Here is a 19,445-nt window from a genome sequence, read left to right as displayed (position 1 = left end):
CCCTCAGCAGGGTAAATATTTTACCATATTATTGTTATATTAAGCTCAATTTAACGCAAACCCTGCAATAATGTTGCATTCATTTTATTCAAAAACCTCCATATTTCCATCGTGCAGGGCCCAAACCATGTATGGGTGGGTATCTGCATGGTAAATATGACCATCGGCTGATATACCTATTATGCCGGCAAAGCCATCATAAGGTTTCATTTCATCAAGTGTTTTATCGGTGGCTGCGGATATAGGCATCCCATCGGTAACGCGGGTAACAATTTTGGTAGCTACAGAGCCGCTTACAATATCCTCGCCAACGCCGGTACAGGAAACGCCCGCATGGGCATTGGCATAATTGCCGGCCGTAGTTGCCGAGTCGCTCACCCGGCCCGGAATTTCGAAGCCTTTGCCGCCGGTAGAGGTGGCCGCCGCAATATCGCCGTAAACATCAAGCGCTACGCAGCCAACAGTGCCCAGCCGTATAGAATCGCTTAGTTTTTTTTCATATTCATGGCGGCGCTGCGGTGTTTCGGGATTGTAGTAGGCAATGCCATTATTGGTGGCAAAATCATTGGCGCCCTTGCCGCTCAAAACCCTGTCGTCATAAACCATCAGCTTTTCGGCAATGCAAATGGGGTTTTTTACATCCTCGATATTGATAACGCCCGAGAATTTTTGGGTTTTACCATCCATTAATGCAGCACTGAGGCGAATTTTACCGTCGCTTTGAATTTGCGAACCGGTACCGGCATTAAACAGATCGCAGTTTTCCAGCAGGCAAACCGTGTACACCACCGTTTGGGCAGCAGTATGGGTTTGCAGGTATTTATGACCGGCCTGCACAATATCTGCCAAAGCCTGTTGCTTGGCCTGCTTTATTTCGTGGTTGGTTTGCGATTCGCTGAAAAAACCGCCGTGTATAATGATCTTCATTTTGAAATGATTTAATAGCCTTTGTTCATCTGCTATGATAAAAGACAAATGATAAAGGATTAATATTCTTTTTGATGCCTTTGTTTTTAATTCCCTCCCCACGGGAGGGGCGCGTTGGTTTGTGTTATGCCAGGTAGGAGTTTCTTCAGGGAATTTGCCTGTTTGCTAAACCCCTTCCTCCTCCTTCCCCGGGGAAGGAATCGCACATTCCCGTCGCTTGTAACTTCTAACAAAGGTAAATGGACAAAATAAAGGGTTAGGCTATTACTGCAATAAATTACTATCCGGTGCGGTTATAAAAACACCTTCTTCAACCTTAGCTGTTTTTTTGATGATAAGCTTATGCTGCGCTAAATCATATTTATCAAATATCGACATTACGTGCACCTTCAGGTTTTCGATGGATACCGGCGACCCCAGCTCAACATCATATATATTAGTTGCCACAATATTCCTGCCATCAACCAAAATAATTAACCCCGAGCCAATGGCTTCCATGCAGTTGCCTTCGGTTATCAGCAGGCCGGTATCCTCGCCCAGGCCAATGCCCAATATGCCGGGGTTGGTGGCCACTGCATACATTAAACGTCCAATTCGGCCGCGTTGTACAAAGTGGGTATCAATTATTACACCGTCAACAAAACCAAGGCCGGCAGTTATCTGCACTTCGCCTTTTATAAGGGCCTCGTTGCTTTGCCCGCGATAGATCATGTGGGTTGATGCCGCCGCTGCCCCTGCCGATGTGCCGGCTATTACAAAGTTTTCGTTGTTATAACGTTGTTTAAGGATCTGCAAAAATTCAGTTCCGCCAAAAATTGCCGTTAAGCGTAGCTGGTCGCCGCCGCTAAACATTACAATATCTGCTTTGCGTACACGATCCAGGTATTCCTTGTTGGCTGCATCGTCGCGGGTTTTTATGTGCAGTACATTTACATTGGTAACATTCAGCTGCCCGAATGCTTTGATGTACTCGTCGCCTACCAGCTCGGGAATTTGCGAGGCGGTGGTTATCACTTCAATAAGCGAGCCTTCGTGTTTGGCAGATTCGGTGATGATGCGCTTTAAAATGCCCTGTTCAAAAAATTTAATATGATCGGGCTGCATTATATGCTCCTGAATGGTAACATTACTGCCCATATCAACTGCGCCGCCTATAATAATCAGTTTTCCTTTCGGGACACTCATGCTCTTATTGTTTTTAGTTTGACCGGGCTGATTGGGTTAGATAAGGTTGATCGCGTTAAAATCAATTTTATTACTAACTAAAGTGGTAAACTGTCCACTAAATCAACCTAATCTAACCCAATCAACCAACACCACATTACAAATTAAGAAAAAAAGCATCACAAACGCAGACTGTTGTAAACAAATAATGCCTTTAGGGCTTAAATATTTTATTTAGACTATTAAGTTTTATAGTTTTAAAGGAAATTAAGCCGTTTAAAAAATTTGTAAAGCCAAGTATGAAGATCGAGAATATACAAGTGTTGCGGGGCCCAAATATCTGGAGCATCCGCCGCAAAAAATTAATACAAATGCGGCTTGACCTGCAAGAGCTGGAGCACAAGCCCACCAACGAAATTGACGGCTTTTATGAACGGTTAGAACAATTGATGCCATCGTTATACGCCCACCGCTGTTCGCCGGGTGTACCGGGCGGTTTTTTTCAGCGCGTAGTTGCCGGCACCTGGATGGGGCACGTTATTGAACATATAGCACTCGAAATTCAAACCCTTGCCGGTATGGATACCGGCTTTGGTCGTACCCGCGAAACCAAAACCAAGGGTGTATATAATGTGGTTTTTGCTTACTTAGAAGAAAAGGTGGGCGTTTTTGCCGCCGAAGCGGCTGTACGCATTGCCGAAGCCCTGATCATTGGCGAGGATTATAACCTGGATGCCGACATACAGGAAATGCGCGAAATTCGTGAAAATACCCGCCTTGGCCCAAGTACAGGATCAATAGTAGAAGAAGCCATTGCAAGGGATATTCCCTGGATAAGGCTTAATAATCAATCATTGGTGCAGTTGGGTTACGGTAAAAATCAAGTACGTTTCCGCGCCACCATGACCGAGAAAACCAGCAGCATAGCCGTTGATATTGCCAGCAATAAAGACGAAACCAAGCGTATGCTGCAGGAGCAGGCCATCCCGGTGGCCAAAGGCATTACCATATCATCCCTTGAGGGTGTGGGCGAAGCTATCCGCAAGGTAGGTTTCCCGCTGGTATTTAAACCATTGGATGGTAACCACGGCAGGGGGATTTCCATCAACATAAAAACCGAAGAAGAAGCTATTGCAGCCTATGAGCATGCCGCCAAAATTTCGCGCCGGGTAATTGTGGAGCGCTTTGTTACCGGGTACGATTTTCGCGTGCTGGTGATAGATAATAAAATGGTAGCCGCCGCCCTGCGCGATCCGGCCCATGTTAAGGGCGATGGTATATCAACCATACAGCAGCTTATCGACAAAGAAAACCTTGACCCGCGCCGCGGCTACGGTCACGAAAACGTGCTTACCCTTATCGGCATCGACCGCGATACTTTGGATTTGCTGGAAAAAAGGGGCTATACTCTTGATACTGTACCCGCTAAGGATGAAAAAGTATTTGTAAAATCGACCGCTAACCTTAGCACCGGCGGTACCTCTGTTGATGTTACCGACCATGTGCACCCGCAAAATATTTTCATTTGCGAACGTATCTCCAAGATAATTGGTCTGGATATTTGCGGTATTGATATCATGGCCGAGAACCTGCACGAACCGCTTACCGAAAACGGCGGTGTAGTTTTAGAGGTTAACGCCGCACCGGGTTTCAGGATGCACATTGCACCAAGCGAAGGCTTGCCCCGCAACGTAGCCGGGCATGTATTAGATATGCTTTATCCGGCGGGCAGCCCGTCGCGCATACCAATTATTGCGGTTACGGGTACCAACGGTAAAACCACCACCACCCGTTTAATAGCGCACATTGTAAAAAACAACGGCCACAGGGTGGGCTTCACCACGTCTGACGGGATTTACGTACAGAATACCATGATGCTAAAGGGCGATACAACCGGCCCGGTAAGCTCCGAATTTATTTTAAGGGACCCTACGGTTGATTTTGCGGTGCTGGAAACGGCCCGCGGCGGCATCCTGCGTTCGGGCCTGGGCTTTGGTTTTTGCGATATAGGCGTAGTTACCAATATTCAGGAAGATCACCTCGGCTTATCAGATATTCATAACCTTGATGATCTGGCCCGTGTAAAAAGTGTGGTGCTAAATGCTGTTAAAAAAGATGGCTGGGGCGTTTTAAATGCCGATAACGAACATTGTGTACGCATTGGTAACAAAGCCGATTGTAACATAGCTTACTTTAGTCGTAACGAGAATAATCCCATCATTAAATCGCACTGCCGCAAGGGTGGGATAGCTGCCATTTGCGAAAATGGTTTTATCACCATACAAAAAGGCGATTGGAAGATCCGCGTGCAGCGTACCATCCTTATTCCGCTTACGTTTGGTGGTACCGTACCATTTATGATTGAGAATGTGCTGGCCGCAACCCTGGCTACTTTCTTATACGGTTTTAAAACCGAGGATATAAAAATGTCATTGGAAACCTTTATTCCTTCGGCAGCACAAACGCCGGGTAGGATGAACATCTTTGAGTTTAAGGATTTTAGGTTCATGATTGATTTTGCGCACAACCCCGATGGCTTTAACGGGATTCGCGAGTTCCTGAAACATATCGATTCGCCGTTTAAGATTGGTATCATAGCCGGCACCGGCGACAGGCGCGATGAGGACATCCGCGAGCTGGGCAAAATAGCGGCAGAAATGTTTGATTACATCATCCTTCGCCAGGAAAAACACCTGCGCGGGCGTACTGCCGATAATATTTTAAGCCTGTTAAAAGAAGGGATCTATTCTGTTGATACCAACAAACAACTGGAAGTTGTACCAAAAGAAATTGACGCCATTAAACACGCCATGAGCCTCGCCAAACCGGGCACCTTCATTACCGCCCTAAGCGACGTGGTTGATAACGCCATAGAAACTGTACAAAACTATCAGGAGCAGGAACGCAACGGGTTGTTTAACGTGTAGCCTCACCCTGCCCTCTCCAAAGGAGAGGGTTCTGATTAGTGTTAAAGATTAAATTATGTCAGACTTACGAAGTTTTTAAAACTTCGTAAGTCTTTGATGTGCTTTTATAAAGTCCTCTCCTTTGGAGAGGATTTAGGTGAGGCCAAATAATAATGCCACAACAGCATACTCGCAATAGTTTTATATGGCGCCCAGCGTTCAGCTACGGCCATCACATCCTCACGGGAAGCCTCTTTGGATAAACCTTTTACCCGTTTCAGGGCATTTACGGCGGCAAGGTCGCCAATGGGGAAAATATCGGCATGTTGCAACACAAACATCAGGTATACATCGGCCGTCCAGTTGCCTATGCCTTTGAGGGCGGTAAGTTTCGTGCGGATCACATCATCAGGTAATTGTTCCAGTTCAGCAAGGTTTATTTGTCCGCTAAGGATAGCTTCGGCCAGGTATTTGGTATACGTGGTTTTCTGCCGACTAAAATAGCAGGCTTTAAATTCTTCGTCGGTAAGCAGCAGCACTCTTGCCGGGGTAATTTCCTGCACCCGCTCGCGCATTTTATTTAACGCTGATAACGCCGAAGCCAGCGAAACCTGCTGTTCCAGAATAATATGCACCAATGTTTCAAACGTATTTGGCCGCGACCATAACGGCGGATACCCATGCGCGCTGATGATACCAGCAAGGTCGGGATCATCGGCAGCGAGCTTATCGCAAATACTATGGTAGTTGGTGTGGTTAAACTGTTTGAGCATTGGGTTGTTATTCAAAAGCGGGTCATTGCGAGGCACGAAGCAATCCCCGATTAGCAAAGTCGACCTTAATAGTTTGAGATTGCTTCGCGCCTCGCAATGACGGGTGTAATATTAATGGCGATTAATTTACTAATTTTTTTAGGATTTAGCATTTACTTTTCTGAATTTTACCATTATGATCAACTTGCCCCCTTTAGCCGAACGGATGCGCCCCAAATCACTTGATGATTATGTGGGGCAAAAACACCTTGTGGGGCCGGGTGCGGTTTTACGCAAGGCAATTGAATCGGGCGCGCTGCCGTCCATGTTGTTTTGGGGGCCGCCGGGGGTGGGTAAAACTACGCTGGCCTATATCATTTCGCAATCGTTGTACAGGCCCTTCTTCGCGCTGAGTGCTATAAATTCGGGGGTGAAGGATGTGCGGGAGGTTATTGAAAAAGCATCGTTGCTAAAAGAGCAGGGCGAAATCTTACCCATATTGTTTATTGATGAAATTCACCGTTTTTCCAAATCGCAGCAGGATTCGTTGTTAGGAGCGGTGGAGCGCGGTATTGTTACGCTTATTGGCGCCACTACAGAAAATCCATCGTTCGAGGTGATCTCCGCCTTGCTGTCGCGGTGCCAGGTATATATTTTGCAGCCATTGGCCGAGGAAGACCTCCTGAACCTGCTGGAAAAGGCCATGAAGGAAGATGAGGTGCTGAAAGAAAAGAACATCATCATAAAAGATCATGAGGCCATTATGCGCCTTAGCGGCGGCGATGCCCGTAAGCTGCTTAATATATTCGAGCTGCTGGTGAACGCCTTTGATTCGCCCGAGATAGTTTTGACCGACGAGGTGGTACTGGAACATGTACAGCAAAACATGGCCCTGTATGATAAAACCGGCGAGCAGCATTATGATATTATTTCGGCCTTCATAAAATCTATGCGGGGCAGCGACCCTAACGGCGCGGTTTACTGGCTTGCCCGGATGATAGTTGGCGGAGAAGATCCGCTGTTTATTGCCCGCCGCATGCTCATCCTGGCATCGGAGGATATTGGCAACGCCAATCCCAATGCATTGCTGCTGGCCCAAAGCTGTTTTGAGGCGGTAAATAAAATAGGCATGCCCGAATCGCAATTGATCTTGTCGCAAACGGCAATTTATTTGGCAACATCGGCCAAAAGTAATTCGGCCACCACGGCTATTGGCGCGGCAATGGCGCTGGTACGCCAAACCGGCGATTTGCCCGTGCCGCTGCATTTGCGCAACGCGCCAACCAAATTCATGAAAAACGTAGGCTACGGAAAGGATTATAAGTATGCCCACAGCTTTGAGGGCAACTTTGCCGAACTCGACTTTTTGCCCGATGCCATCCGCGGAACTAAAATTTACCAACCCGGTAACAATGCCAAAGAAAATGAATCAAAAGAGAAATTAAAAAAACTCTGGGGCGATAGGTATAAGTATTAAGAGAGATGTGAGATATTAGATGTGAGATATGAGAATCAGGAAAAAAACATCTTTGCTCCTTTATCTAAAATCTCACATCTAATATCTCACATCTCTTTACTATCTTCAACCCAAACATATCCTCATCATACATGATATCTACCTTTATAAGTCATGAGTTAAAAGCTTTCTGGCGATCAAGAAACACCGGCAAAAGCATTGCCATACGCGTGGTAATGGGTGTTTTAATACTTTACCTGTTTTTGAATGTGCTGTTTGTTGGGCTGTTTTTAAACAAGATCCTGGAAAGTGTTTTCCCTAACGAAGAACTGATCAAGTCATTTTGCGGCATCATCCTCATTTATTTTCTGTTCGATTTGCTTTTTCGCCTTCAATTGCAGGAACTATCAACGCTTAGGGTGCAGCCATATCTGCATTTGCCGGTAAAAAGAAATTCAATTGTGCGTTACCTGGCTTTAAGCGGGGTGCTGTCGGTATTTAATCTTTGGCCCTTTGTGCTGTTTTTCCCCTTTGTGTTTAAAATTGTTGCCCATGATTTAGGCATGCCCGTGGCGCTGGCCTTTTGTGTTGCCATTATTGGGCTCAGCATATTTAATAACTATCTGGCACTGTATATCAAAAGAAAATCCAACATGAACGGCTGGATATTCCTGATAGCGGCGGCCGTACTTGTACTGGTTACCACCTGCGATTTTAAGTGGCACCTGTTCTCTATCCAAAATATCTCGTACCTGTTTTTTGGTCACCTGATAACTGTGCCTGCGCTGGCCTTACTGCCCCTGCTGCTTGGGGTTGTCATGTACTATTTTAACTTTTTGTACCTCAAGAATAATTTATACCTGGAGCAGCTTACCGCGCACAAAATAAAATCATACAAAAGTAGTACAGATATTCCTTACCTATCGCGCTTTGGCAAGGTTGGCGATTTAACGGCTAATGAAATTAAACTGATATTGCGGAACAAGCGCTCGCGCTCAGCGCTTATCATGGGCTTGTTCTTTATGTTTTACGGGTTGATATTTTATACCAATGCCGCTTATGGCGATGGTTTTAAGGTGTTTGTAGGTCTGTTTATGACGGGTATTTTCATTATAAACTATGGGCAGTTTATGTTTAGCTGGCAGGCATCGCACTTTGATGGTTTGCTGGTTGGTAAAATAGATTTTGCCGATTTTTTAAAAGGCAAGTACCTGCTGTTTACCATAGTTTCCACCGTTGCGTTTTTGCTTACTACACCTTATGTTTATTTTGGGTGGAATGTGCTGGTCATTCACTTTGTAATGTACTTGTGGAACATTGGCGTAACGGCCACCATCGTACTATTCTTTGCCAATCGCAACTATAAACGTATCGATTTGAGTAAAGGCGCAGCCATGAACTGGGAAGGTGTTGGTGCTACACAGCTGCTGCTGAGCTTCCCGCTTTTTCTTCTTCCCTACGTGTTTTATGGTCCGTTCGCGTTTTTTAAACATAGCAATATTGGCTTGGCTGTACTGGCGGTAATTGCCATTATAGCAATAACAACCCGCAATTACTGGATTAAACAGCTGGAAGCTGATTACAAAACAAAAAGATATAAAATAGCCGAGGGCTTCAGAAATAAATAATATGATAGAAATTAAAAACCTTAAAAAAGTTTATGGCGGCGTTACGGTTGTAAATGTACCGCAGCTAACTATTGCCAAAGGCGAAAGTATTGGCCTGGTAGGTAATAATGGTGCGGGTAAAACTACGCTGTTCCGCATGATCCTTGATCTGATCCTGCCCGAAGCCGGCGAGGTACTGTCAAACGGGGAGGTTGTTGCCGGCAGCGAAAGCTGGAAAAGCTACACTGCATCATACCTTGATGAAGGCTTTCTGATAGATTACCTTACGCCCGAAGAATATCTTTACTTTATTGGCGGTTTGCACCAGCAAAGTCAGCCCCAGGTTGATGAAACACTGGCGCAGCTGGGCGACTTTTTTAACGGCGAGATCCTACGGACAGGAAAATATATCCGCGATCTTTCAAAAGGGAATCAATGCAAGGTGGGGGTAGCCTCATGCCTGCTCCAAAACCCGCAATTGCTGATGCTTGATGAACCTTTCGCCAATATCGACCCAAGTACGCAGTTCAGGTTAAAGAACATGCTTAAAGACCTTAACAAAAGCAAAGGAATTACCACCATAGTATCCAGCCATGATTTAAACCACATTACCGACGTGTGCGACCGCATCCTGCTGATGGAAAAAGGGGTAATTATTAAAGACATAGCTACCAGTTCATCAACCCTGAACGAGCTGGAAGATTACTTTGGCGTAGGCCAAACCTTTACTGCCGCTGTTAAGGTAGACGAGGAAGAGAATCATTAAGCCTCACCCCGGTAGCCTCACCCCGGCCCTCTCCAAAGGAGAGGGAGGTAAAAACTTAGCTTGCAAGTTCAGGCGTCCACGCCTGAACTAAGTAAAAGGTAAGCGTTCACGCTTACTATAACGCTTGAACTTGCTGTAAAAAGCATGGGCCATGTGCGATTCCTTCCCTGGGGAAGGAGGAGGTAGCGGTTTAACCGGCTGGGAATATGAATATTGCACGCAGAAACCCCTCCCTGCCTTTGCGCGCATCCATCCGCACCCCTCCCGTTGGGAGGGAATAAAAATTAGTTTCGGGAATCTTCAAAGTCCTCTCCTTTGGAGAGGATATAGGTGAGGCTAAACAATCCATCCTTTCCCTCGTTACACCAATATGAAAGCATTGGTGTTAAACTGCACGTTAAAGCCATCGCCCGAGCCCTCAAATACCGAGGCACTGGCTAAAATAGTTGTGAAGGAACTGGAACGCCTCGGCGTTGAAACCCACATGATACGCGTTGCCGATTACGACGTGAAAACCGGCATCAAATCTGATCTGGGTGATGGTGACGGCTGGCCCATTATACTAAAAGAACTCCTGGCATCCGAAATACTTATTATGGCTACACCTACCTGGATGGGTACACTATCCAGTATGGCTATGCGGGTTATGGAGCGTATTAACGGGTTGTATCCGGCACGGGATGATAAAGGCCGCCCCATTACTTACGATAAGGTAGCCGGCTTTGTAGTAACCGGCGAAGAGGACGGCGCCCGCCACGTAGTTACTGAAATTGCCAGCGGACTAATGGATGTTGGCTTCACCATAGCCCCGCAATCATACACTTACTGGAACAATGGTCCCGGCCCTGGTAATTCCTATCTCGAATCTGATTTCAGGAAAGAATGGTCGAGGGAAACAGGGAAAATGGTGGCGGCCAACGTGGTGGCTGTGGCAAATGCTTTAAAGAAAACGCCTATCCCCGCGTGGAAATAGAATAGCGTTATTGCAAGTTTTAAAACCTTCGTCTGTTGAGGCTGAAATTAAATATAGGGGTGTCATGCTTCGACAGGCTCAGGGTGACAGGCCGTTTACTTAGAGATTGCTTCGTACTTCGCAATGACGCTATATTTAATCATAGCTATGCCGCTCAAAATCATAGTCAGATTGTGAGGTAATGATCTTTTTACGGCGTTGTATGTCGGTATCTAAATTATGATCGTAGGTGTTGTCGGTAACGGTTATATCGCGGTCTTTTTCTTTACCGGCCATGTAAATATTGGCTTCGGCAATTTTGGCAAGGGCGGTATCATATGGTCCCTTTGGCGACATCAGTTTCACAAACACCGGCAGGCATTCAAACAAAATAAACAAATAACCGATGAATGAAATGGCCATATAAGTATCCAGATCGCGGGTGCCATTAGCGTTATAAGACAGTTGCCCCAGCGCCCAGTTACGGTCGCTAAAACCGGCCACGTTTGAGAGGCTATCCAACTGATGGTCGTTAAATAAACGGGTGCTGTTTAAGCCCTCGTAATCCTTACGGTGGCTCAGGTATTCATCCATTTGCCCCAGGTTATCGGTAACGGTTTTAAGCCGGGCCTCTTTTTCCTGCAATACCGTTTGCTTTTGCTTGGCATAGGTACCATAACCGGTAATGCCCGATGTTTGGTTGGTTTTATCGCCAAAAACTTCCTGGTTTAACTGGAAGCGCGAGCGGTTGATATCTTTTTCGAGCGAATCTTTTTCCTTTTTCAGATCGGTGTTTTTACCCAGCTCCATGGCGTATTTCTGATTATACGTTTTTTCGAGGGTATCTATCTTACTGCGCTGCCCTTTCAGGTACGATGTTTTTAATTTCTGACGGATCTCCTTATCAAAGATCTTTAGCTCCAGCGGGCGCGAGATAACCACACCAATCATTATGGCCAGTAAAATACGCGGCGAAGCCTGTAAGATCTGCTGGTTGGTACTGCCTTCCTTATTAATGCTTGATACGATGTAGCGGTCCATGTTAAAAATGGCCGTACCCCAAAGCAATCCAAACAGTATGGCGAAACCTACAGCGAAAGCATCGCCATTAAAAACAAAGTACATAGCGTACCCGCCAGATAGTGAGGCGAACAGCGCGGTAAAGAATATAGTAGCCCCAATGCCCACATATTTATTATGCTCAATTGGGTATTTTTTTAAGGTATCGATATGCGCTCCTGAGCAAAACCAGAAAAAGCGTGTAACTTTTTTCATCCGTATGATGTTATGTTTTACAGTGGTGTTTCAATGCTGTGTAAAATTTTGACACCGAACAGCCCCAAATTTATGGCTTATTAGCCTTTTTTAGCTAATTGGCTATAAATTATATATGAAACGCACAGGGGCATTGATTGTTACAAAAAACAACCGTAATTATTTGATATAGAAAAAAAGCTACCTTTGGATGATAATTTTATTTGACATGAACGAGATAACCGTACAGGAACTAAAAGAAAAAATTGATAAAGGCGAAGATTTTCAACTGATTGACGTTAGGGAAGATTTTGAGTATGAAACATCAAACCTTGGCGGCCAGTCGATACCGTTGGGCGGCATTTTAATTGAGGCCGATAAAATTTATAAAGATAAGCCCGTAGTGATAATGTGCCGCAGCGGCAAACGCAGTGCGGCAGCCATTATGCAATTGGAGCAAAAGGGCTTTACCAATTTATACAACCTGCAGGGCGGTATTTTAGCCTGGGCTGCAGAAATTGATCCAGACCTTAGCGTTTATTAATCATGGGTTTTAAATTGGTGCTTAATGTGCTGTATACCATAGGTATAGTACTGTGTGCGTTTGTTGCCTACCAGCAATATAGTGCTAAAAATTATACATACATGGCTATCGCCATATTTGCTATGGCACTTGTTATAGTCTTCAAAATAAGATTGTTAAAAGACGTAAGGGAAGCGCAAAAAAAGATGTAGCTTCATTGCATGTTTATAGCAATATTAGGAGTTATTGTGCTCGTGGTGGGTATAGTACTCAAAAACTCACCCGAGCCTGCCCATCGCTTTAGTCGTACGGCCACTTTGGTAGGTATAGCAATGGTGGTAATAGGCCTTTTACTATCTATGTTTAAGGTTATTGAGCCGGGTAAGGTTGGCGTACAAACGCTGTTTGGTAAGGTGCAGGACAACGTGCTGGAAAGCGGCTTGCACATTATAAACCCGGTGGTGGAGATCACTACGTTTGATATTCAGCTGCAAACCTATACCATGAGCGGCGTTAAAGACGAAGGCTCAAAAGAGGGCGATGATGCCATCCGTGTACTTTCATCTGACGGATTGGAGGTTACCATCGATCTATCGGTTCAATATAAAGTGAACCCAGACAAGGCTCCTTACATTATGCAGAATATCGGGGAAGATTATTTAGAAAAAATAGTTCGCCCGGTATCGCGTACTGCCATTCGTGATAATGCGGTGAATTATGCCGCTGTAGACCTGTACTCTACCAAACGCCAGGAATTTCAGGATAGGATAAACAGGTTCATTACCGGTAACTTTGCCAAGCGCGGTTTGGAGCTGCAACAGATATTGGTGCGCAACATTACCCTGCCCGCATCGGTAAGGGCCAGCATCGAATCAAAGATAAATGCCGAGCAGGACGCGCAGAAAATGCAGTTCGTGCTGCAAAAGGAACGCCAGGAAGCAGAACGTAAACGCGTAGAAGCCCAGGGTATTGCCGATTATCAAAAGATCCTGTCCACCGGCTTGTCAGACAAGCAGCTTCAATATGAAATGATAAAGGCGCAAAAAGATATAGCCCTGTCGCCAAATGCCAAAGTGATCATCCTTAACGGCGGTAAGAATACGCCGATAATGCTGAGTGATAAGTAAATTAGTCATTGGGTCATTAGTCATTAAGTCATTGAATGGGACAAGCCTTACTTTGTTAAAAACAGGGTGAGGCTTTTTGTTTATATCCGTTTTTATTGCGGATATTTATAGCATAAACCTTTTATTATGCTGCGTATTAAACCTGTATCAGTAGTATTTCTTTTTATTGTACTGGCCTCATTTAAATCGGATAACCTGCCGGCTAATTTTACAGCATTGCTTACCCGCGCTCAGTTAACTTTTACGCCGCCAGAGGGCATGGTGGAAGTTCCCATTGTTAAAAACGGGCAGATGAATTACGAGTACGCGCTAAAATCAAAAGATAAGGCGTTCGAGGTGAGGTATACCATAAGGCCGCTGGATAGCATGTTGATGCGCTTTGCCGGGCAGGAGAAGAATAAAAAACCGGGAGATATAAATCTTAGTCCGAATAATTTGCATACAACGGCTTTCATGGCTACCGTAATGAATGTCGGCGGCGGCAAACTCCCGCAAATAAAGGAATTTGACCCGGGCGCCGTTAAAAACGAGTTTAGTGCCGACTGGGGTGCAACCACCTTTTGCGTACCCGCGCACGAGTTTGCCGGCGACTATAAATACTGCATGGCCATAACTATCCACAAAGAGAACGTTGCCGATGCCTATTGCTTTTTCCTGTCAGACAACCAGGAAAACTACCAAACCCTGCTTGCCGGGGCTTTTCACGGGTTGCGGTTTAAGTGATTTTTGGACTTTGGGACTTTTGAGATAAAAGGACTATTGGACAATATGAATGAAGATTTACCAGACTTACGAAGTTTTTAAAACTTCGTAAGTCTTTTATGTTTGATGACATAATTTACACCCTCACCCCCAAACCACTGTCCTCATTCAACACATACTTCCCATCCTTAAATTCTGGCATTTGGTAGGGGTTGTTGCTTACCAAAAACGGACCGTCCAGGTCTACCCAATCACATTGGGGGGCGAGGGCAAGGCCGGCTAAGGCGGCGCAGCTGGTTTCGGTCATGCAGCCAATCATTATCTTCAGGTTTAGTTCCCGGGCGCGTTTTATCATCCGCGTAGCCTCATAAATGCCTGCCGATTTCATGAGTTTTATGTTGATACCGGTGTACACGCCGTTGGCCTTGTCCACATCCTCAAAACGCTGTACAGCTTCATCGCCAATAATGGGGATGGGGCTGCGTTCGGTGAGCCAGGCATTACTGTCGGGGTCGGTTTTTAACATGGGCTGCTCAATAAGTTGTACGCCTTGTTCCTGCAGCCAGTAGGTCATGTCAAGGCTTTGCTGCAGGTCTGTCCAGCCCTGGTTGGCATCCACATAAAGTGGCACATCGGTAACCGAGCGAATAGTGCCGATGAGCTCCTTATCGGTATCGCGACCCAGCTTTACTTTTATCACCTTAAAGCCTTCGGCCTCTTTAACTTTTTTAACGATCATTTCGGGCGTATCAATGCCGATGGTAAAGCTGGTAACTGGCATCAGCGCAGGGTTGCTGCCCAATAGTTGCCAGCATGGCTGCTGCTTTATTTTGCCGTCCAAATCATGCAACGCAATATCAATAGCGGCTTTTATTGCCGGGTTGCCGGAGGCTATACTATCCAAATAATCAATTATCGACCCAAAATCAAAAGGATAGCTAATCCGGCCAATATCAACCTTACTCAAAAAATCAGTAGCGCTTTGGTGGCTTTCGCCCATGTAAGGCACCATACTGGCTTCGCCGTAACCGGTATTGCCTTCGTGTTTTATCTGCACCAGCATAACGGGCGTTGTTGTGCGCGAAAATTTGGCTATGGTAAAAGCGTGTTTTAATTGAAGTTCGAAAGGTTGATATGTCAGTTCCATAATTTCAGATATGCAAATATGCGGATTTCAGATGTGCAGATTTCAGATGTGCAATGATTTTAATTCTTTCATTCAGCTTCAGGCAAAGAAAAATCTGCACATCTGAAATCTGCACACCTGCACATCTGTATTCATCCTTTCAAAGTAAAAAATCTGCACATCTGAAATCTGCACACCTGCACATCTATATTCATCCTTATCTTTGCCGCTATGCCGGCACAAATTTATGCACCGTTCGAGCGGTTTAATTTCAGCAATAACAAATGTTTCCTTACCGGGGAGGCCTTAAATACCGAGGAAGAAAAGATCCAGGTTTTTCCGCAATGGCTCATGAGTCGTTACAACCTGGAAGACCAGCCCTTTAAACTGCTTGACGAAAGCATGGCCACTTACAAAGACCTCAAACTACCTTGCAGTGCTGCCGTGAACGAGCAATTCCTGGAGCCGCTGGAATCCGAAGTAGCCGCCGCCTTTGCTGCCGGTTACGAGGGCGTAAAAGCACTGGATGAACTAAAGCTTTTTCAATGGGCGGGCAAACTGCTGTACGGTATTATTTTTAATGAGATACAGGCCGGTATAAGGCAGCAGCACGCGCAGGGAGAGGAGTTTAATATTTCGCAATCCATCATCCACAAATTCAGTAACCTGCATTTGATGCTGCAAAGTATTAACCTGCCGCTGGAGCTGGACGGCTTTAACCCCTTCAGCGTGTTTTTATTTAAGGTTGATAACGCCGGTGATGTATTTGGCTACCGCGACGAGATCAACACGCTTACCTTCTCGCTGCGGATAAAAGATTTCGGACTGATTATTTGCCTGCAGGATAACGGTGCAAACGCCAGCTACCATAAAGAGGTGATGGATAAAATAAAAGGACAAACCCTGCACCCTATACAGTTTGAAGAGGTGAATGCGCGCCTGTTTTACTCGGCCTACCTGTTTAACCGCCTGCCCGAGTATGATGTAATGCCCGTTGAAGATACTATTTACATTGAAGCCGCCCCATTGCGAGGCCTCAGCAGCAAGCCGCTTTTTGACGACTGGGTGCCCAAAATTTACGGCCAGGTGCTGGAAAACTTCTGGAAAAACTGGGGCTACCTGCTGTTCGAGATCATTAAAGACCCGGAAAGACCGATGAGCTTTTTATTTGATGCCAACGGCGATTTTGTTAATGCCCAAACGATTGAACTGCCCCGCTGATCTGGTGAAAAAACTCGGACAATACAGGGGGATTAAGTAAAAAAGTGATCATTAGGCCGCTAAGCGCACCAAATAAGTGGGCATCGTGATTAATATTATCTCTTGAATATTTAGAAGCGTAGCTGCAATAAACCAGGTACAAAATCCCGAAGATAAATGCGGGCATACGTATAGGCAGTATTAAAATACCCATTGGGGTTAAAGGGAAATACAATATCGCTCCAAATATAACCGCACTCACCGCTCCCGAAGCGCCAAGGCTGTAATAACTGTAGTTTTCTTTATGCTTTAATACCGATGGCATATCGCTTAAAATAAGACTTACCATATACAGCAGCCCAAACTGCCAGTGCCCGATGGTTTGTTCTAATGTAAAAGCAAAAAAGTAGTAAGACACCATGTTAAATATCAGGTGCATCATATCCTTGTGGATAAAGCCGCTGGTTATAACGGTATAAACATAATGTCCGCGCGATACGTTGTATGGGTGCAGCATGAGCTTACCATACAGGTTTTGATTGTAAAAAGCAAGGAGGGAAACGATGATGGTGATAACGAATATGATAGACGCTACGGGTGTATAAGTAAGATATTCCATTTAGTTTAAATCGAGTTTAGTATTGGTTAGCAGGCGGCCCACCGGGTAGCGCATATAAGTTTTTTCAAAATAGGGCGAATTGCGGTAAACAAAATTAAGCTGTGCCGCGGCGCTGCCGGCCAGTTGCGGATCTTTAGTTTTGGCATCGTCGAGTTTCTTTTTCAGGGCGGGGTCTTTTTTTAGCAGGGTGGCGGCAATATCTTCAAACACATAATCAGAAAAATATTCCTTTTCGCCCAAAACAGAATCAAAAAAGTTCCAGCTAAAAAACGAATCCACACCCTGTGGTTCCAGCGTTTCTACAATATAACGGTTAATGGCCTGGTTAGTATATACCACGTAATCGCCGGCGTAAAATTTCACGGGCATATCAACGGGGTTAAGCTGTACGCTGCTGTGCAGGTAATGTCCTTCAAATGGTTTTGCTGGTGTTTTGATATCGCCAAAGTAATACATTTGCAGGTTTAGCGTGGTATCATGCGCCAATTGTTGCAATTTAACACCATTTAATTTAAACAGATCAATAACCTTACCCCAGGCCTGCGGTATTACATAGGCAACAGGTTTATCGGCTGTGGCAGTTGCTTTGTAGGTATTGTAGTATTTTATGGTTTTGGTGTAGGGTTTATTGCGGTCGTAATACAAACGCTTCAATCCGCTTACCTCGCTGGTTTTGTAGCCTGCTTCGTAGCCTTTAAAGGTAATGGTATCTACTTTATCCTTATCAACCTCCCATTTCAGCGCAAATGTTTTTTGCTGTGTAACGGCCGCATCGGCCTGTTTTTTTAATTGCCCTATCAGCTTGGCATCACGCTGATTAATAGTAATAAGGTGTTGCATAAAATCATAGGTGGCATATACGCGCTTATCAAAGGGTTTAAGCATGTGCGTTTCTGTAATATAGCTAATGATGTTATGTTGGGCGGTAAAGCCGGTTGCAAAGCGCGGTGTTTCCAAAAAGCTCACAATGCCTGAATCCGGCAATCCCTCTTCGCCCGCGCCATAGGGAATCATCTCGTAGCCGCTTTTTTTCATGTGGCTGTACAGGTATGGTGTAAGCGTTTTGGCGGTATAATCGGCAAGGATGGGGTTTTGTTTATCTTTTTGGGTTTCAATCAGCGTCATCACATATTGGTAATCCGCGCCGTCGCTGGTGTGGTTATCCAGGAAAATTTCGGGCTGCCAGGCGGTCAGGATCTGCGTAAAGGCAAGGGCGTTGCGGCTATCGGCCTTAATAAAATCGCGGTTAAGATCAAGGTTGCGGTAATTACCCCTGAAACCGTAGGCAACAGGTCCGTTCTGGCTCACCCTGCTCTGGCCGCGGTTGAGGTTACCATCAATATTATAAAGGGCGATAAAACAAAGCACCACATCTTTGGGCAGCTGGTTGCTTTTAAGCAGATCGCGGGTGAGCATCATGCTGGCATCAATACCTTCGGGCTCGCCGGGGTGTATGCCGTTGTTGATGAGCAGTACCCTTTTATCCAGTTTTTTGATCTGCGCCGGATCAAAGACCTTATCGCGCGAAAGTACAATAAGTGTTAGCGGCTTACCTACATCTGTAGTGCCGTAATTTATCATTTTCATTTGCTGCGGATACAGCTTATTGAGGGCTTTGTAATAGCTGATCACTTCGGCATAAGTAGCCGTATAGTTTTTATCCTTGCTTTGCTCAAACGGGGTTAACTGCGCATGGGCACCCAAGGCTATAAAACAGGCAAACAAAATGGATAGTACTCTTTTCATTGATAATCTTTCTGCTAAGATAGAACCAAGCGATTACAATTGAATGTAAATGAAAAAAAATACGTGTTGTATCGCTCGCAGATTACTCACCCGCCCATCGCTGCGCTCGGGCACCCTCTCTTCAGCTTCGCTGGAAAGAGGGGCGGGTTTGGTGGAGATAATATAAAGTAGACACTTGCGCTCGTTTGTAACGAGTGCTTAAAGTGTTCTTGCGTCTGCGATGCTTCTTCGCGATGCAATCGCGTAACCATGTTAAGCGCTCGTTACAAACTACAAGTGTTGGGAAGATAAAAGGCGTTGTCATTTCGAACGAGGTACGAGGAGAAATCTTCTACGATATGCAATTGAACTTAGCCTTTCGTAGAAGATTTCTCCTTGTCGCTCACACGCAATTCCCATGCAGGCTCGTCGAAATGACAACCTTTTTGTTAAAATTTATTCTTCCCAACAATTGTGGTTACAAACGAGCGCAAGAGAGTATTAACCGCAGACTACTCACCCGCCCATCGCTACGCTCGGGCACCCTCTCTTCGCCTTCGGCGGAAAGAGGGGAGGCAATGTTTGAGATTTTAGATTATGTAAAACAGAAAAAACGTTTTCACCCTCTTTACGGCTTGC

Annotated in this window: 17 protein-coding genes; 10 read left to right on the top strand and 7 right to left on the bottom strand. The window is 45.3% G+C overall.

Features of this window, described 5'->3' with window-relative positions; all coding sequences use genetic code 11:
* Positions 1 to 84: 84 nt before the first annotated feature.
* Together BLS59_RS11530 and BLS59_RS11525 are read right to left on the bottom strand one after the other, a co-directional pair.
* A complete protein-coding gene (locus BLS59_RS11530; protein WP_091149327.1) occupies positions 85 to 927 on the bottom strand; it encodes an isoaspartyl peptidase/L-asparaginase in 843 nt (280 codons plus the stop codon).
* Between the two features lie 264 nt (positions 928 to 1,191).
* Complete coding sequence (locus BLS59_RS11525) at positions 1,192 to 2,112, bottom strand: cyanophycinase (protein WP_091149324.1); 921 nt, start codon at positions 2,110 to 2,112, stop codon at positions 1,192 to 1,194.
* Positions 2,113 to 2,390: 278 nt separating this feature from the next.
* On the opposite strand from BLS59_RS11525, the gene cphA reads away from it, so the two are divergent.
* Positions 2,391 to 5,018: a cyanophycin synthetase gene (cphA, locus tag BLS59_RS11520; RefSeq protein WP_091149321.1), complete on the top strand. Its 2,628-nt coding sequence runs from the start codon at positions 2,391 to 2,393 to the stop codon at positions 5,016 to 5,018.
* Between the two features lie 104 nt (positions 5,019 to 5,122).
* Here cphA and BLS59_RS11515 read toward each other — a convergent pair whose 3' ends face one another.
* Positions 5,123 to 5,770 (bottom strand): DNA-3-methyladenine glycosylase family protein, encoded by a 648-nt coding sequence (locus tag BLS59_RS11515; protein WP_091149319.1) that lies wholly within the window; start codon positions 5,768 to 5,770, stop codon positions 5,123 to 5,125.
* A gap of 175 nt (positions 5,771 to 5,945) precedes the next feature.
* Here BLS59_RS11515 and BLS59_RS11510 point away from each other — a divergent pair, with 175 nt between their 5' ends.
* The 4 genes from BLS59_RS11510 to BLS59_RS11495 all read left to right on the top strand — a co-directional run bounded on the left by BLS59_RS11510 (position 5,946) and on the right by BLS59_RS11495 (position 10,551).
* Positions 5,946 to 7,226 carry a replication-associated recombination protein A gene (locus tag BLS59_RS11510; RefSeq protein WP_091149316.1) on the top strand — a complete coding sequence of 427 codons (1,281 nt, stop codon included), beginning with the start codon at positions 5,946 to 5,948 and terminating at the stop codon, positions 7,224 to 7,226.
* Between the two features lie 131 nt (positions 7,227 to 7,357).
* Positions 7,358 to 8,833, top strand: a complete 1,476-nt coding sequence (locus BLS59_RS11505; RefSeq protein ID WP_091149314.1) for a DUF5687 family protein — start codon at positions 7,358 to 7,360, stop codon at positions 8,831 to 8,833.
* Between the two features lies 1 nt (position 8,834).
* Positions 8,835 to 9,578, top strand: coding sequence for an ABC transporter ATP-binding protein (locus BLS59_RS11500; protein WP_091149312.1), 744 nt, complete (start codon positions 8,835 to 8,837; stop codon positions 9,576 to 9,578).
* Positions 9,579 to 9,948: 370 nt separating this feature from the next.
* Positions 9,949 to 10,551: a flavodoxin family protein gene (locus BLS59_RS11495; protein WP_091149310.1), complete on the top strand. Its 603-nt coding sequence runs from the start codon at positions 9,949 to 9,951 to the stop codon at positions 10,549 to 10,551.
* A gap of 135 nt (positions 10,552 to 10,686) precedes the next feature.
* Here BLS59_RS11495 and BLS59_RS11490 read toward each other — a convergent pair whose 3' ends face one another.
* Positions 10,687 to 11,805, bottom strand: coding sequence for a DUF4407 domain-containing protein (locus tag BLS59_RS11490; RefSeq protein WP_091149308.1), 1,119 nt, complete (start codon positions 11,803 to 11,805; stop codon positions 10,687 to 10,689).
* Between the two features lie 208 nt (positions 11,806 to 12,013).
* Between BLS59_RS11490 and BLS59_RS11485 the strand changes: the two genes are divergently transcribed.
* The 4 genes from BLS59_RS11485 (at position 12,014) to BLS59_RS11470 (ending at position 14,157) form a co-directional block, all read left to right on the top strand.
* Positions 12,014 to 12,328, top strand: coding sequence for a rhodanese-like domain-containing protein (locus tag BLS59_RS11485; protein ID WP_091149587.1), 315 nt, complete (start codon positions 12,014 to 12,016; stop codon positions 12,326 to 12,328).
* A gap of 2 nt (positions 12,329 to 12,330) precedes the next feature.
* A complete protein-coding gene (locus tag BLS59_RS11480) occupies positions 12,331 to 12,519 on the top strand; it encodes a DUF6358 family protein (protein ID WP_091149305.1) in 189 nt (62 codons plus the stop codon).
* A gap of 9 nt (positions 12,520 to 12,528) precedes the next feature.
* On the top strand, positions 12,529 to 13,434 hold the full coding sequence (locus BLS59_RS11475) for a prohibitin family protein (RefSeq protein ID WP_091149303.1): 906 nt from the start codon (positions 12,529 to 12,531) through the stop codon (positions 13,432 to 13,434).
* 126 nt (positions 13,435 to 13,560) lie between these two features.
* Entirely contained in the window at positions 13,561 to 14,157 is a 597-nt protein-coding gene (locus tag BLS59_RS11470; RefSeq protein WP_091149301.1) for a hypothetical protein, read from the top strand.
* Between the two features lie 115 nt (positions 14,158 to 14,272).
* Here BLS59_RS11470 and BLS59_RS11465 read toward each other — a convergent pair whose 3' ends face one another.
* A complete protein-coding gene (locus BLS59_RS11465) occupies positions 14,273 to 15,283 on the bottom strand; it encodes a dipeptide epimerase (protein ID WP_091149298.1) in 1,011 nt (336 codons plus the stop codon).
* A gap of 210 nt (positions 15,284 to 15,493) precedes the next feature.
* Between BLS59_RS11465 and BLS59_RS11460 the strand changes: the two genes are divergently transcribed.
* Positions 15,494 to 16,483 (top strand): hypothetical protein, encoded by a 990-nt coding sequence (locus BLS59_RS11460; protein ID WP_091149295.1) that lies wholly within the window; start codon positions 15,494 to 15,496, stop codon positions 16,481 to 16,483.
* Here the strand turns inward: BLS59_RS11460 and BLS59_RS11455 are convergent.
* Entirely contained in the window at positions 16,452 to 17,081 is a 630-nt protein-coding gene (locus BLS59_RS11455; RefSeq protein WP_091149292.1) for a rhomboid family intramembrane serine protease, read from the bottom strand. The two genes, BLS59_RS11460 and BLS59_RS11455, sit on opposite strands and share 32 nt — an antisense overlap.
* Positions 17,082 to 18,827 carry a M14 family zinc carboxypeptidase gene (locus BLS59_RS11450; RefSeq protein WP_091149290.1) on the bottom strand — a complete coding sequence of 582 codons (1,746 nt, stop codon included), beginning with the start codon at positions 18,825 to 18,827 and terminating at the stop codon, positions 17,082 to 17,084.
* Between the last annotated feature and the right edge of the window lie 618 nt (positions 18,828 to 19,445).

The organism is Mucilaginibacter pineti (genome assembly GCF_900101875.1).
Taxonomy (GTDB): domain Bacteria; phylum Bacteroidota; class Bacteroidia; order Sphingobacteriales; family Sphingobacteriaceae; genus Mucilaginibacter; species Mucilaginibacter pineti.
Note: the sequence above shows the minus strand (reverse complement) of the source record. Positions and strands in the feature narration are given on the sequence as shown.